Origin of the sequence: Kitasatospora sp. GP30 (genome assembly GCF_029892145.1) — a bacterium.
In the GTDB taxonomy this organism is placed as follows: domain Bacteria; phylum Actinomycetota; class Actinomycetes; order Streptomycetales; family Streptomycetaceae; genus Kitasatospora; species Kitasatospora acidiphila.
Genome location: NZ_JARZAH010000012.1, coordinates 56,193 through 71,513, shown reverse-complemented (window position 1 = coordinate 71,513; position 15,321 = coordinate 56,193). Strand labels below are relative to the sequence as shown.

The 15,321-nt window shown below is 72.2% G+C and carries 12 protein-coding genes; 11 read left to right on the top strand and 1 reads right to left on the bottom strand.

Annotation, left to right across the window (positions count from 1 at the left end):
• Positions 1 to 23 precede the first annotated feature (23 nt).
• From P3T35_RS19305 to hypE, 3 genes are read left to right on the top strand one after another with little or no spacing between them, the layout of a single operon-like run.
• The gene (locus tag P3T35_RS19305; protein WP_101378855.1) at positions 24 to 341 is read left to right on the top strand and encodes a HypC/HybG/HupF family hydrogenase formation chaperone; all 318 of its coding nucleotides are present in this window, start codon (positions 24 to 26) and stop codon (positions 339 to 341) included.
• Positions 338 to 1,480: a hydrogenase formation protein HypD gene (gene hypD / locus P3T35_RS19300; RefSeq protein ID WP_101378854.1), complete on the top strand. Its 1,143-nt coding sequence runs from the start codon at positions 338 to 340 to the stop codon at positions 1,478 to 1,480. Before P3T35_RS19305 ends, hypD begins: the two co-directional genes overlap by 4 nt.
• Positions 1,473 to 2,555, top strand: coding sequence for a hydrogenase expression/formation protein HypE (gene hypE / locus P3T35_RS19295; protein WP_101378853.1), 1,083 nt, complete (start codon positions 1,473 to 1,475; stop codon positions 2,553 to 2,555). Before hypD ends, hypE begins: the two co-directional genes overlap by 8 nt.
• A gap of 339 nt (positions 2,556 to 2,894) precedes the next feature.
• Here hypE and P3T35_RS19290 read toward each other — a convergent pair whose 3' ends face one another.
• Positions 2,895 to 4,214: a hydrolytic protein gene (locus P3T35_RS19290; protein ID WP_101378852.1), complete on the bottom strand. Its 1,320-nt coding sequence runs from the start codon at positions 4,212 to 4,214 to the stop codon at positions 2,895 to 2,897.
• Positions 4,215 to 4,418: 204 nt separating this feature from the next.
• On the opposite strand from P3T35_RS19290, the gene P3T35_RS19285 reads away from it, so the two are divergent.
• The 8 genes from P3T35_RS19285 to P3T35_RS19250 all read left to right on the top strand — a co-directional run bounded on the left by P3T35_RS19285 (position 4,419) and on the right by P3T35_RS19250 (position 14,144).
• Positions 4,419 to 5,141 carry a LuxR C-terminal-related transcriptional regulator gene (locus tag P3T35_RS19285; RefSeq protein WP_101378851.1) on the top strand — a complete coding sequence of 241 codons (723 nt, stop codon included), beginning with the start codon at positions 4,419 to 4,421 and terminating at the stop codon, positions 5,139 to 5,141.
• A gap of 194 nt (positions 5,142 to 5,335) precedes the next feature.
• Positions 5,336 to 8,485, top strand: coding sequence for a DUF11 domain-containing protein (locus P3T35_RS19280; RefSeq protein WP_101378850.1), 3,150 nt, complete (start codon positions 5,336 to 5,338; stop codon positions 8,483 to 8,485).
• On the top strand, positions 8,482 to 9,180 hold the full coding sequence (locus P3T35_RS19275; protein WP_101378849.1) for a DUF4255 domain-containing protein: 699 nt from the start codon (positions 8,482 to 8,484) through the stop codon (positions 9,178 to 9,180). Before P3T35_RS19280 ends, P3T35_RS19275 begins: the two co-directional genes overlap by 4 nt.
• Entirely contained in the window at positions 9,177 to 11,309 is a 2,133-nt protein-coding gene (locus P3T35_RS19270; protein ID WP_101378848.1) for an ATP-binding protein, read from the top strand. The genes P3T35_RS19275 and P3T35_RS19270 overlap by 4 nt, the downstream gene beginning before the upstream one ends.
• A 139-nt stretch (positions 11,310 to 11,448) precedes the next feature.
• Positions 11,449 to 12,990 carry a phage tail sheath family protein gene (locus P3T35_RS19265; RefSeq protein WP_101378847.1) on the top strand — a complete coding sequence of 514 codons (1,542 nt, stop codon included), beginning with the start codon at positions 11,449 to 11,451 and terminating at the stop codon, positions 12,988 to 12,990.
• 91 nt (positions 12,991 to 13,081) lie between these two features.
• Complete coding sequence (locus P3T35_RS19260; RefSeq protein WP_101378846.1) at positions 13,082 to 13,522, top strand: phage tail protein; 441 nt, start codon at positions 13,082 to 13,084, stop codon at positions 13,520 to 13,522.
• Complete coding sequence (locus tag P3T35_RS19255) at positions 13,519 to 13,989, top strand: hypothetical protein (RefSeq protein WP_101378845.1); 471 nt, start codon at positions 13,519 to 13,521, stop codon at positions 13,987 to 13,989. Before P3T35_RS19260 ends, P3T35_RS19255 begins: the two co-directional genes overlap by 4 nt.
• A complete protein-coding gene (locus P3T35_RS19250; RefSeq protein WP_180356310.1) occupies positions 13,986 to 14,144 on the top strand; it encodes a DUF6760 family protein in 159 nt (52 codons plus the stop codon). Before P3T35_RS19255 ends, P3T35_RS19250 begins: the two co-directional genes overlap by 4 nt.
• The last annotated feature ends 1,177 nt before the right edge of the window (positions 14,145 to 15,321 follow it).

The following is a 15,321-nucleotide window of genomic DNA, read 5'->3' as shown; positions in this document are numbered from 1 at the left end:
CGAACGGACAAAGGGAGAGGGCCATGTGTCTGGCGGTGCCCGGCAGAGTGCTGCGGATCGACGAACGGGACGGCACCAGGATGGCGGACGTCGACTTCGGCGGCGTCATCAAGGAGGTGTGCCTGGAGTACCTGCCGGACCTGGAGGTAGGTGAGTACGCCATCGTCCACGTCGGGTTCGCGCTGCAGCGGCTGGACGAGGAGTCGGCCCGGCGAACGCTGGAGCTGTTCGCCGGACTCGGCATCCTCCAGGAGGAGTTCGGGGACCCCTGGGAGGCGGCCGTGGCCATGGACCGGCTCACCGGCGGGTCCGAGATCGGCGTGGGAGAGGTGGAGCGGTGAAGTACCTCGAGGAGTTCCAGAACCCCGAGCTGGCCCGGCGGCTGCTCGACGACATCCGCGCCACGGTCACCAGGCCGTGGGCGCTGATGGAGGTGTGCGGCGGCCAGACGCACACCATCATCCGCCATGGCATCGACCAACTGCTGCCCGACGAAGTGGAGTTGATCCACGGCCCGGGCTGCCCGGTGTGCGTCACCCCGTTGGAGGTGATCGACAAGGCGCTGGAGATCGCGAGCCGCCCCGAGGTGCTCTTCTGCTCCTTCGGCGACATGCTTCGGGTGCCCGGCACCGACCGCGACCTCTTCCGGGTCCGGGCCGAGGGCGGCGACGTCCGGGTGGTCTACTCGCCGCTGGACGCGCTGCGGCTCGCCCAGCAGAACCCGGGCCGAGAGGTGGTCTTCTTCGGCATCGGCTTCGAAACCACCGCGCCGCCCAACGCCATGACGGTGTACCAGGCGAAGAAGCTGGGCATCCGCAACTTCAGCATGCTGGTCTCGCACGTCCGGGTGCCACCCGCCATCGAGGCCATCATGCGCTCACCCGACTGCCGGGTGCAGGGCTTCCTGGCCGCCGGCCATGTGTGCAGCGTGATGGGCGTCGGAGAGTACCCCGAACTCGCCGAGCGGCACCAAGTGCCGATCGTGGTCACCGGCTTCGAACCACTGGACATCCTGGAGGGTGTGCGCCGCGCCGTGCGCCAACTGGAGCGCGGCGCCCACACGGTGGAGAACGCCTACCCGCGCGCCGTCCGACCGGAGGGCAACCCCGCCGCGCAGGTCATGCTGGCCGACGTCTTCGAGGTCACCGACCGGGCCTGGCGCGGCATCGGGGTCATCCCGGACAGCGGCTGGCGACTCTCCGAGCGCTACCGGGAGTTCGACGCCGAGCAGCGCTTCGCGGTCGGCGGTATCCAGACCCGCGAGCCGGCCGCCTGCCGGGCCGGCGAAGTCCTGCAGGGCCTGCTGAAGCCGCACGAGTGCGAGGCCTTCGGCACCGCCTGCACCCCGCGCACCCCGCTGGGCGCCACCATGGTCTCCAGCGAGGGCGCCTGCGCCGCGTACTACCTGTACCGCCGGCTCGACCTTCCGCAGGTCCGCATCACCGCCCCGGCGGGCGTGGAGGCGAGCTCCGTTGTCTGACACCATCGAGACGCCGCCGGCCGAGCAGCCCGATCTCACCGCCTGGACCTGCCCGTTGCCGCTGCGCGACCAGACCCGCGTGGTGATGGGGCACGGCGGGGGCGGTGTGCTGTCGGCCGAGCTGGTCAACCACGTCTTCGCGCCCGCGTTCGGCGGCCCGCTGCTGGCCGGGCTCGGCGACAGTGCCGTGCTGGAGCTCGGCGGCGCCCGGTTGGCGTTCTCCACCGACTCGTTCGTGGTGCGCCCGCTCTTCTTCCCCGGCGGCAGCATCGCCGACCTCGCCGTCAACGGCACCGTCAACGACCTGGCGATGAGCGGTGCCCGAGCGGCCTACCTGTCCTGCGGGTTCATCCTGGAGGAGGGCCTGGAACTGCCGGTGCTGGGCCGGCTGGCCGAGGCGCTGGGCGCCGCCGCGCGGGCCGCCGGGGTGGAAGTGGCCACCGGTGACACCAAGGTGGTGGAGTCCGGGCACGGCGACGGCCTCTATATCAACACCGCCGGGATCGGCCTGGTGCCGGCCGGCGTCGACCTGCGCCCCCAGCGGGTGGTCCCCGGCGATGTGGTGATCGTCAGCGGTGCGATCGGCCTGCACGGGGTGGCGATCATGAGCGTGCGCGAGGGGCTGGAGTTCGGCGCCTGCGTGGCGAGCGACTGCGCACCGCTCGGGGGCCTGGTCGAGGCGATGCTCGCGGTCACCCCCGACCTCCATGTGCTGCGGGATCCGACCCGTGGCGGCCTGGCCGCGGCGCTCAACGAGATCGCCGGTGCGGCCGGGGTCGGCGTGGTCGTTCAGGAACGCCAGGTTCCGGTACCGCCGCCGGTGGCCGGTGCCTGCGCCATGCTCGGCCTGGACCCGTTCTACGTGGCCAACGAGGGCAAGCTGGTCGCCTTCGTCCCGCGCGAGCACGCCGAGGCCGTGCTGGCGGCGATGCGCGCGCACCCGCTGGGTGCCGAGGCGGCCGTGATCGGCGAGGCGGTCGAGGCGCACCCCGGCATGGTGGTGGCCCGTACCGGGCTCGGCGGCACCCGGGTGATCGACCTGCCGCTGGGGGAGCAGCTGCCGCGGATCTGCTGAGGCACATGCCGTCTCGACATGCCGAATGCCCGAAGGGCAGCGGCCTCCCGATCGGTGAGGCCGCTGCCCTTTCGTGCACCGGTTGCTGCCCGCTCGTGCGGCGCGGCTCGGCAAAACTATGGGGTCATCGGGTGTATGACGCGACATCAGATGTGCGCCGGAGCACACCGGAGCGTGCTTGAGGGCACGCTGCTCGGCACATACTGTGGAATCATCAACTGTTGACACGAGCATGGTGTAGGAACGCGAGTGCTTGGGGAGTGGTGTGTGCAGGAGAGCCCTGTGCACCACTTCAATGCTTGAGTCCCAAGCCTTCACGCTCTACGCCTGCGGTCACTGTCAACGCTGGATATCGCTCATTTCCCCGCTGACGTTGAGCAGTTCGTGACACTGGGTTGCCTGCTTCCCCGAGGCGGGCGTGCCCGGCAGCTGGCAGGTCACGGTTGCCGTCACAGTTTGGTCCTCGGGGACCACGATGGGAGTCACCCAGTGGTAGTCCTGGTTGCGGAACGTCTCCAAAGCGATGGTCGTGATGGTCTGATTGCCGAACTTGATGGTCAACAGCCCCTGGTCGCCCTGGAAGTTGGCGGCGACGATGTCGGTGATGCTGAAGACCTTGTTGTGCGGCACCTGGTAGGTGCCGGTCTTGGTGGCGCCACTGGCGGTCTGCACGTCGACCGTGCTGGAGCTCTGCAGGCCGCTCCCCGGAACGGGCTGGCCCGGGGCCGGGTTGCCGCCGCTGCCCCCCGTGCCGCCGCCCGAACCGCCGCTGCTGGGCTGGCCGCTCGGCCGACCCTGGCCGCCGCCGGTCGTCGGGCCCGGGGCGGGCGCCCCGGCGGTGGGGGTCGCGGTGGCCGCCGCGGCCTGCTGGGCGACCGCTTGCTTGGCGGCCTGCTTGGCGGAGCTCTGCACGGTGGGCCGCACCAGCAGGAACCAGAGCAGCAGCAGGGCGAGCAGTGCCGCGAGCAGCGCGAGCAGCCACTTGGGGAAGATCGAGAGCTGGACGAACTGCCCGTCCAGCGCCTGGCGCTGGTCGCCGCCCTGGTCGTCGGCCGCGCCCTCCCGGGTCACGGCCACCTCGAAGTCCCTGGTGACCGGCTTGCCGAACCAGATCAGCCGGCGGGTGCGGACCCGCAGTCGGGTCTCGGCGGACTCGCCCGGCTCCAGTCGCAGCCGATCCGGTGCGACCGCGAGCCGCAGGTCCTCGCCGGCCTGCCCCGGGGCGAACAAGGCGGTGGTGGCCGCGTTCCCCAGGTTGCGCACCGACAGCCGGTAGCGGGCCCGGAGCCAGCCGCGCCGGCGCCGGGGCGCCAGTGCCGCACGCAGCTCATGGAACGGCGTGACGGTGACCACGGTCTCCGGAACGGCCACGAGTTCGGGACGCTCGGCGGGCAGCACCCTGATGCCGAGCGGGAAGTCGCCCGCCCGCACCTCGGGGGAGCGGGACGGCGCGAGCCGCACCGTCACCGTCTCGGACGTCCCCGGGTAGAGCGAGACCCGGGCCGGCTCGACCGTCGTCCACGGCGCGCAGTCGCCGACCACGTCCAGCGAGTACGCCTCGACGATGTCCGTCTCGTTGCGGATCGTCAGGGTCGTCGTCGCCACGCCTCCGGGCGACACCGTCAGGGCGGGATGGCCGAGTTCGGCGGGTGTGCTCATGCCGCGACGGTAAGGCCGACGGCCGCGTCGGCGAGAGAGACCGGCGGGCAAGACGCGGGCACGCGCCTTGCCCGCGCGAACCACCAACCCCTGCCCGTAGTTGATGCGTCACACTTCGGCGTCGCCCACGGCCGGCCCCGAACCGCGGTGGCCGGTCGGAACGCATGCGTGCGTTGACGCCGCAGAAGGAGAACGGAGCGGTAGATGACGTCGATCGAGACAACCCATGAGGCTGCCGCGGCACCACAGGTCGGCCGTGCTCGGATACCCGGACCATCGGCGGCCGCCGAGATACGCGTCAAGCCGAGCCGGGTGCAGGTGGCGGTGTACGCGGAGGACATCGTCCTGCACACCGGCATCGTCCAGCAGCTGCGCCAGCGGCCGGAAGTGGAGCTGCTCACGGACGACGAGGCCCCGAAGGCGCAGGTCGCCCTGCTGGTGGTGGACCGGCTGACCGAGGCGGTGGCCGAGACGCTGCGCGGCCTGCGGCTCAGCACCTCCAGCCGGACCGGTCTCGTGGTGGGCAACTTCGAGGCCGGCGGGCTGCAGACCATCATCGAGTGCGGTGTCGCGGCCGTGCTGCGCAGGTCGGACGCCGACCAGGACCGGCTGGTGCACCTGATCACCGCCCTGGCCAACGGCGAGGGGGTGATGCCCGGGGACCTGCTCGGCAAGCTGCTCGACCGGGTAGGGAACCTGCAGCGTGCCCTGCTGGACCCACGGGGGCTGAGCCTGTCGACGCTGACGGCCCGTGAGGCGGACATGCTCCGGCTGGTCGCCGACGGCTTCGACACCAGCGAGATCGCCGCGCAGACCTCCTACTCCGAACGCACCGTCAAGAACGTGCTTCACGAGATCACCACACGGCTGGGGCTGCGCAACCGCGCCCACGCCGTGGGGTACGCCATGCGCCACGGGCTCATCTGACGGCACCTCAGGTGTCCACTGGGATTGCCCTTTGGGACACCGGCCGCTACCCCCGGCTCGGGTACCCGGGCTCTGTCCCCGGGTGCCCGGGCCGGGGAGACTGGCAGGAGCGCCGTCCTGCCAGTCTGTGAGGTTGAGTGTCTGTGAGATTTCATCTGTTGGGCACTCGCGGGTTTCCCCGGCCGGCCCTGGCTATGCTGCTGGCCCTGGCAGCGGTCGTCCTGACGCTGGGCGCCGCGACCTTCGGCGCTCCGGCCGCGAGCCCGGGTGGGCCGGCGGCTGCGCCCGCGCCGGACGCCGGCCGGGTCGTCTTCGCCGGTACCGACCACCGCAGCCTGTCCCGGGTCGCCGGCACGGGGACGAGCACACCGCTGTTCGGGCCCGGCCCGGAGCACTTCGACACCCAGCCGTCGGCCCGTGGCGACCAACTGGTCTTCACCAGCCTGCGGGACGAGCCGCAGCCCCAGGTCTATCTGCGTGACCAGGCGGGCGCGGTGCACAAGCTCACCACCGGCATGGACACCGCCGACCCGACGCTGACCCCCGACGGAACCGCCGTGGTCTTCGACGCGCTGGAGCCCGGCGGACGCGGCGGCGCGCTCCAGCGGGACCTGTGGGCGGTCAACTCCGATGGCACCGGCCTGCGCAGGGTCACCGACACCTGGGCCAACGAGACCCACCCGACGGTCTCGCCCGACGGCCAGTGGATCGCCTACCAGTGCGACGCCGACCCGAACCACACCCAGATCTTCCTCGTCCACTTCGACGGCACCGGGTCGCAGCAGCTCACTCATGTGACCACCGGCAGCGCCATCGAGCCGACCTGGAACCCGATCAACGATGCCGCGCACCGCGACCAGATCGTCTACACCTGGGACCAGGGCGGCACCACCGGCCCGCACTTGACGCTGACCTCGCCCACCGGCGGCGACAAGCCGTTCTTCCCGGGCACCGGTTCCACCTGGCAGACCGGGCAGGCCGCCTGGCTGCCCGACGGCAGCGGAGTGCTCTTCATGAGCCCCAACCAGTCCGACGGCACCCTGACCGCGACCCAGAACGTCTACCGCGCGCCGACCTGCTCCTGCACCCCGCCGCAACTGCTCTACACCTGCCCCCGGGCCCCGCAGACGCCCACCTGGCTGGGCCCCCTGGACGGCGGCGGGCCCGTCGTGGAGGAGACCAGCGCCGCCGCGCTGCACACCGCCGACGTGGAGGACGTCCGCCCCGACGGCACGGACCCGCGCGACCTGGGCATCAGCGTGCTCAACGAGGACCCGGCCGCCGACACCGACACCAACCCCGCGGACGACCCGCTGTTCAACCCCCATCCCGGCTTCGACCCGTGGTTCGAGCGGCAGAGCTACACCCCGGACGGCCGCCAGCTGGTGGCGACCCGCTTCGAGGACTCGCCCGCCGGCCGGATCGAACGGATCTGGCTGGCCGGCGCCGACGGCTCCAACCCGCAGCCGATGAACCTCGCCGGCCGCGGCCCCAACGACTGGGACACCGACCCGGCGTTCTCCCCGGACGGCAGCCTGATCGCCTTCACCAGGACCTCCCCCGGCGGCGTCGGCACGGCCGCCGGGCCGGCCCGGATCGTGATCGCGCGGGTGTCGACGGGCGAGATCGTCGGCACCATCGAGCCCCCGGAGGGGCAGCAGGCCGCGTCCGAGGCCGAGCCCTCCTGGTCCCCGGACGGCAAGCTGATCGCCTTCACCAGGACCGAGGTGATCAACGGCAACGGCGGCAACAAGCACATCATCACCGTGCCCGCCGACGCGCTCGGCCAGCAGAGCGACCTCAGCCAGACCGCCTGCCCGGGCACCTGCAACGTCATCGACGACAGCCCCGTGATCTCACCGGACGGCCGGCGCATCGCCTTCAACCGCAAGGCCGGCGACGGCGGGCTCAACCAGCAGAACGGCCTGGTGGTCACCTCGACGACCGGCACCGGCTGCACGGTGATCCTGCCCGCCGGGCTCAGCCAGGACCCGAACGCCTGCAAGAACCCGATGCCCGACACCTCCGACATCGGCCCGTTCCAGCCGCGCGATGTCGCCTGGACGCCGAACGGCGCCCAGCTGGTGCTCACCTCCCGGCGGGCCCTGCCGGCCAACTCACCCGAAGGGCTCTCGACCTACGACTTCGCGACCGGCAAGCTCACTCCGCTCGACTGGCGGCTGCCGGGGCGTCAGAAGGAGCCGAGCGTCCAGCAGTCGGTCGACCTGTCGCTCAGCGCACCGGCCGGCACGCCCCAGGTGCTGCCCGGTGGCAGTACGACCGTGCCCGTCACGGTCACCAACCGGGGGCCGGCCCCCTCGCCGGGCACCGTTCTGACGGCTTCCGTGCCGACGGGCGCCCGGCTCAGCGGACTGACCACCCCGGTCGGGCAGTGCGACGCCGCGGCCCTGCGCTGCGACCTCGGCACCCTGGCCCCCGGCGCCACCGTTCAGGTGACCGCCACCGTCATCGGCATCCAGGTCGGCAACCAGCAGCTCGGCTGGTCGCTGGCCGGGACGGTGGTCGACCCGAATCCCGGCGACAACTCGGCACAGACGGTCGTGCCGGTCGTGTCTCCGTTCCCCACGCCCACGTCCGCGCCGCCCACGGTCGTGCCGCCGCCCACCCTATTGCCGCCCACGTCCGCGCCGCCCACGGTAGTACCGCCCACCTCGGCACCGCCGAGCCCACCGCCGGCCCTGGCCGGCCCGGGCGTGTCGATCAGCGCCCAGCCGAACCCCGGCTACGTCGGCGGCCACGTGACGGTCAGCTACACGGTGCGCAACGGCGGGCAGGCGCTCGCCACCGGGCTGACCCTCACCCTCGGCCTGCCCGCCGGTCTCCCCACCGAGCCGCTGCCACCCGGCTGCCCGAGCGGCACCTGCCAGTTGGGCGACCTGACCCCGGGCAGCAGTGAGGTGGTGCAGGTGGTGCTGTCACCCAACGCGGCGCTGCAGACCACCATCACCGCCACCCTCACCACCACCGGCACCGACGCCAACCCGGGCCCGCACACCGCCAGCACCCCGCTGCGGATCCTGCAGCCGCAGATCGTCGCGGTGCCGCCGATCGGCAAGCCCGGCTTCGTCACTTCCGTGCGGGGCAAGGACTTCCCGCCCGGCGTGCCGGTGCAGTTCACCTGGCAGCCCGGCATCACCGCCGCCGCGGCGCCCACCTACCCGGCCGCCGACGGGACCTTCGCCGGCCAACTGCTCATCCTCCCCAAGGACGAGCTCGGACCGCGCACCATCACCGCCAGCGGACCCGGGTTCTCCCCGGTCACCTGCCCGTTCCTGGTGGTGACCGGCACCATCGGCCCGCCCGAGGAGGTGCAACGGCGTTGATCCACGAGGTCGATGAGGCACTGCGACTACTGCTCACCGAGAGCGGCCTGCCGGCACGCGGCATCGAGCTGGTCTTCGACTCGCCCACCCGGGACTGGGCCGCGCGGCGCAACGCCCCGACGGTCAGCGTCTTCCTCTACGGGATCCGCGAGGACGTGTCCCGCCGACTCGGCGGAGACATCGAGGAGCACGACGCGGACGGCGTGGTGGTGGCCCGGCACAGCGCGCCCCGCTGGTTCGAGCTGGCCTACCTGGTGACGGCCTGGACCAACCGGGCGCAGGACGAGCACCGGCTGCTGTCCGAGGTGCTGTGGTGCCTGACGTCGACGGACGCGCTGCCCGCCCGGCTGCTCACCGGAAGCCTCGCCCGACTCGGGCTCGCCGTCGGGCTCGACACCGGCGGGCGGGGAGAGGGCATGCCGTCGGTCTCGGACGTGTGGTCCGCGCTCGGCGGCGAGTTGAAGCCCTCGATCGACCTGCGGGTGCGGGCCCCGCTGACCGGCGAACGCAGCCCGGCCGGGCCGCCGGTCACCGAGGGACTGGTGGTGCGGGCCACGGACACGACCCAGGGTGCCGATGCCGAGCGGCGGCTGCGGTACCGGGAGGGCACCGATGCCGGTTCGCACGGGTTCGCGGCGCCCCGGGACCGTCCGCTGCCACCCGGTCGGCGACGGCGTGGCGGTGCGGCACGATGACCCTCCTCGACGCCGGGCCGGCGGAGAGCACGGACCACCTGTGGGACCGGCTGCGCCACCTGGAGCAGCGAGTCAGGGCCGCCGTGCGCGAGCGCCGGGCCCACGACCCGGACCCGGACGACCCGTACCGCGGCCAGTACCTCACTCCGGAGGCGGCCGAGCGGCTGCTGGCCGCGCCGGCCGCCTCGGGCGGGCTCGGCCTGGACCTCGGCGAACCGCCGCCGCCCCCGCCCGGATCGGGGCTCGCGCGGCTCGCCGATAGCTTCGGCCTGCTCCCGATCGACCTCGAACTCCTGCTGGTGGCCCTGGCCCCCGACCTCGACACCCGGTTCGAGCGGCTCTACGGCTACCTCAACGACGACCTGACGCTGCGTCGGCCGACCGTCGGGCTCGCCCTGGAGCTGTGCGGCCTGCGGGGAGCGGGTGCCGGGCGGTTCCGCTTCGCCGCGGGGGCACCGCTGATCGCCGGCGGGCTCCTGGAGATCACCGAGCCGGAACGCCCGCTGCTCTCCAGGGGGCTGCGGATGCCCGACCGGGTCACGGCCCATCTGCTCGGGGACGACGAACTCGACAGCGCGCTGCGCGGCCTGGCCCACCACGGTCGGGCCACCGGCCTGGCCACCGAACCCGTCCGTCGGATCCGCGCGGCCGCGGCGACCGGCAGCGCACTGGTCCACCTGCTGGACCACGGCGGCACGGCCAGCAGACTGGCGGTCGACGCGCTAGCGGCGCTTGGTGGGCCTGACGGGGTTCATGGGCTTGGTGGGCTTGACGGGGTTCATGGGCTTGATGGGCTTGACGGTGTCGGCGGGCCGCCCCTGGTCGTCGACGCCACCGCGCTCGCCGCGCGCCCCACCGATGCCCTGCTGCGGGTGCTGGCCCGGGAGGCGAAGCTGAGCTCAAGCGGCGTGGTGCTGGGTCCCCTTGACGCGCTGGAACCCGAACGACCCGAGCAGTCCGGCCTGTTGCGCAAGCTGTGTGCCGAACTCGCCGGTGTGCCGCTGATCGTCTACGGCGCCCGGGCCTGGGACCCGTTCTGGGCCCGGGAGAGTCCGGTGGTGATCACCGTCCCGCCGCCCGACCCGGGTCGGCGGACCGAGCAGTGGGAACGTGCGCTGGGCGGGCCGCTGGACGATGAGCTGGCCGCGGCGGTCGCCCCCTACCAACTGGACGAGGACCAGGTGGCCAGGGCCGCCGCCGTGGCGGCCAGGACGGCGGCGGCCGAACAGCGCCCGGTGAGCGCCGACGACCTGCGCGCCGCGGTGCGGAGCCAGAACGGCGCGGGCCTCGGGCGCCTCGCCCGGCGGATCGAACCGGCGGTCGGCTGGGACGACTTGGTGCTGCCAGAGCTGACGCTCAGTCAGCTGAAAGAGCTCGCCCTGCGGGTGAAGCACCGCGACCGGGTGCTGGGCCAGTGGCGGATGCGGCCCGGCGGCGGGCGCGGGCGCGGGGTGATCGCCCTGTTCGCCGGCGAGTCGGGCACCGGAAAGACCATGTCGGCCGAGGTGGTCGCCGCCGAACTCGGCATGGAGCTCTACGTCGTGGACCTGTCCACCGTCGTCGACAAGTACGTCGGGGAGACCGAGAAGAACCTCGAACGCATCTTCACCGAGGCGTCCCGGGTGAACGGCGTGCTGCTCTTCGACGAGGCCGACGCGATCTTCGGGAAGCGGTCGCAGGTCAAGGACGCCCATGACCGCCACGCCAACGTGGAGTCGGCCTACCTGCTGCAGCGCATGGAGTCCTTCGACGGGATCGCGGTGCTGACCACCAATCTGCGGGCCAACCTGGACGAGGCCTTCACCCGGCGGCTGGACGTCATCGCGGAGTTTCCGGTGCCCGACGAGGACCAGCGACGTGCCCTGTGGGAACGCTGCCTCGGCCCGCGGATCCCCCGCGGTGACGATCTCGACCTCGGTTTCTGCGCCCGGCACTTCGAGCTCGCCGGCGGCTCCATCCGGGCCTGCGCGGTGACCGCCGCCTATCTGGCGGCCGAAACCGGCCGCCCGCTGGACATGGTCCAGCTGCTGACCGCCGTGCGGCAGGAGTACCGCAAGCTCGGCCGCCTGGTGCTGGAGAGCGAGTTCGGGCCCTGGCTGGGCGCCCTCGGGGAGCGGCCGTTCGGCTGAGCCCGTGACGGCGGGTACCTGCGGCGATGCCCGCCGGGGCAGCTTCCTTGCCCCTGGTCCGGGACCTGAGGACATGTCCGGGGAGGCAGGCCGGGCAGCAGACTCGGGAGCGAATGACGAGCCAGCAGAAGGAGTGAGCATGCCGTCGTACCTCACCCCGGGTGTGTATGTGGAGGAGGTCCAATCCGGTGCTCGGCCGATCGAGGGCGTCGGCACAGCCGTCGCCGCTCTGGTCGGGTTCACCGAGACCGGACCCTTCCACGAACCCACCTTGGTGACCAACTGGGACCAGTACGTACGGCAGTTCGGAGGCTTCAGCGAGGGCACCTACCTGCCCCACGCCGTCTACGGCTTCTTCGCCAACGGTGGTGGCGCCGCCTACGTCGTACGGATCGGCGACCCCGCCCGATCGGCGACCGGCACCGGTGCGCCCGCCTCCATCGCCGCGCCCGCGCCGACCGCGATCGGGGGCTTCCTGATCTCGGCGCTGCCCGGCGCGGGCGGCGATGTGTCCGTCGAGATCGCCGACGCCGAGGGCGAGAACGTCCCGGAGGACCGGTTCCGACTGGTGGTCCGCAAGGGCGGCGCGGTCGCCGAGACCTATGACGTCTCGACCCGCAAGAACACCAAGGGATATGTCGTCACCCAGCTGCGGGAGTCCAAGCTGGTCGCGGTCACCGAGCAGCCCGGCACCGCGCCGAGCCGTCCGGAGAGCCAGACCCTCGCACTCTCCGCTGCCCAGGCCCCCGCACCCACCGGAGGCGGCCGCCGGGTCGACCCCGCCGAGTACGTGGGCGACTCCGCGGCCCGCACCGGATTCGCGGGCCTGGAGGCGATCGACGAGATCACCATGGTCGCGGTGCCTGATCTGATGAGCGCCTACCAGCGCGGTGAGATCGACGAAGAGGGCGTCCGTACCGTGCAGTTGGCGGTGATGTCGCACTGCGAGCAGATGGGCGACCGGATCGCGGTGCTGGACACCCCGCCCGGCATGACCGCCCAGCGGGTGCGCAGCTGGCGCATGGACGAGGCGGGCTACGACTCCCGCTACGCCACCCTCTACTACCCGTGGATCAAGGTGTTCGACCCGGCGAGCGGCCGCAACGTGATGGTCCCGCCGAGTGGTCACATCGCCGGGGTGTGGGCGCGCAGCGACGCCGAACGCGGTGTGCACAAGGCGCCGGCCAACGAGGTCATCCGCGGCGCGGTCGACCTGGAACTGCGGCTCAGCAAGGGCGAGCAGGACCTGCTGAACCCGATCGGCGTCAACTGCGTGCGCGCCTTCCCCGGGCGCGGCATCCGGATCTGGGGCGCCCGGACCCTCGCCTCGGACCCGGCCTGGCGCTACCTCAACGTCCGGCGGCTCTTCAACTACCTTGAGGAGTCCATCCTGCTGGGCACCCAGTGGGTGGTCTTCGAGCCCAACGACGACCGGCTGTGGTCCAGCATCCGCCGCAACATCACCGCGTTCCTCACCGAGGAGTGGCGGCGCGGCGCGCTGTTCGGCCAGTCCGCCGCCGAGGCCTTCTACGTGAAGTGCGACCGCGACAACAACCCCCAGGAGTCCATCGATCTCGGGCAGGTCATCTGCGAGATCGGGGTCGCTCCGGTGAAGCCCGCCGAGTTCGTGGTGTTCCGGCTGTCGCAGTTCTCCGACAGCACGAGCCTCGTCAACGAGTGATCTGGCAAGGGTTCCAGCAGTAAGTGACCGGCACGGTCGGAACTGGATGACCCGTGTGGTCACCACTAGCAACGGGAGGTGAGAAGCGGCCATGGCTGAAGGCGATCCGCTCTCCACACACATATTCGGCGTCCAGCTCGGCGGGTTCAACGTCGAGTACGTCAAGGAAGTCAGCAACCTGACGGTCGACCAGGATGTCGTCGAGTACAAGCAGGTAAGCCAGCAGGGCAAGTTGATCGTCCGCAAGCAGCCCGGTGCGCGGCTGCCCGGCGAGGTGACGATCACCCGCGGTCTCGACAAGAGCTCCGCGTTCACCAAGTGGATCAACGAAACCCTGAACAACGGTGCCATCAACACCGCGCGGCAGAACCTGACCATCGAGGTCAAGGACACCACCGGCGCTACCCTGCGGCGGATCCAGCTGATGAACGCCTGGGCCAGCAGGTGGGAGGGGCCCACCCTCACCGCCGGCGAGTCCGCCGCCGCCACCGAGACCGTGACCATCGTCTTCGAGGAAATCCACGTCGAATGAGGCGAAAGATCGGTCTTGAGGAACTCCTCGAGCAGGCACCGGCGTCGGCCGCGCAGCAGTCCAGCGCGCCGCCGCCGGTGCGGCCTCGACAGGCCACACTGCACACGGAGTTCGAGTTTGAGCTGCCGCGCGGGTACGTCGATGCGGACGGTGTCGTGCACCGGGACGGCGCCATGCGCCTGGCCACCGCACGGGACGAGCTGATGCCGCAGATCGACCTGCGGGTCAAGGAGAACCCCGCGTACCTGAGCGTGGTGCTGCTCAGTCATGTGATCACCCGGCTGGGTACCGTCACGGACATCCACGCGGGCGTGGTCGAGAGCATGTACGCCACCGATGTGGCGTTCCTGCAGGACTTCTACCAGCGCATCAACAGCGAAGGCCACACCCGCGCGGCGGTCACCTGCCCGCACTGCGACGGGGCGTTCGAAGTCGACCTCGCTGGTGGGCGCCTGGGGGAATCGTGACGTACGCGGCCACTCGGCTCTACGAGGAGGTCGCGTACATCGCCTACCACTTCCACTGGCCGCGGGAGTCCGTTCTCGACCTGACTCACCGTGAGCGGGCGCAGTGGGTACGGGAGATCGCGCGGATCAACACCCGCGTCAACGAGGGCGGGTGAGTTGAGTGGGGTGGCTACGGGACCGGTTCGGTCGGGCTCGGGGCGGGGTGAGTGGTGCGGCCGGTGGTGGAGCTGGTGTCGCAGGTGGCTCGGCGTCGGGTGAGGGTGGCGCGGGCGTCGGCGGTGGGGTGAGTGGCGGAGAAGGCTTGAGCGGTGGAGAGGGCGCAGGGGCTGGTGCGGGCAACGGGGTTGGCGGTGCGGGGCGCTCCGGCGGTGCCGGGGACGGGGGTTGGCGTGCGGTGACGCCCATGACGCCCACCATCATGCGGGCGACGGGCGGGGTCAGTGACGGGCTGCGGTTCCGGTCGCGGCTCGCCGCCTGGCAGAACCCGTCGCAGACCGGGAGCCTCGGGCACGCGGTGCTGCCGTCGGCGCCCGTGGGGATCCTGCGAGCCGTGGCGCGGCCGGTGGTGCCGGGTGTCGGGGCGGCCCGGGGCGGTGGCCCGGAGCTGCGGTATGCGGTGCCTCGTGCGGGGAGCGCGGGCGGGGAAGGGGAGTTCGGGACTTCCGGGGAGCCTGCGGAGTCTGCGGGATCCGGGGCGGTGCAGGGCGGCCGGGCGGTGCGTCGGGTGCAGCGGGCGGAGGGTGCGCGGCGCCGCTTGCGGGTTGCCGCGGTGGGCGCGGGGGGTGGCGGCGCGGTTGGTGGGGGTGCGGCGGACGCACGTCCTGGTGGTGGTTCATCGGTAACCGAGGCTTCGAAGGGGGCGGGTGGCGCTGCTGGGCCTGCCGCTTCCGCTGGTTCTCCGGCAGCTTCTCGGTCTGGCGAGGGGCGGTTCCGGGCCGGTGAGGCGCCGGCAGTTCAACTGCGCCGTGTTGCCGCGCCGTTGACCGTATCCGCGCGCCCGCGGACCTTGCCCACGCGTACGGTCGCCGTGGTTCAGCCGGCCGCCGCCGCGCGCTCGACTGGCGCTACCCCGCCGGCGGATCGGTCCGCCGGCGGGGAACTGCCCGTAGCGACGGTCGAGCCGACGGCCGGACCGGCGGATGCCGCCGGCCCGTCCGCGTCTGCCCCCGCAGTGCAGCATGTTGCCGCCGAGGGTCCCGCGCCGGACCGGCGCGCCAAGCCGATGGTGCAGCGTGCCGCCGCGCCGGGCCGACCGGTGCTCGGCGCGCCGCTGACCACGCTGCCCGCGAGCGCCGCGCCCGCTGCGGGGGCCGGCACCGGCGGGGCAGGTCC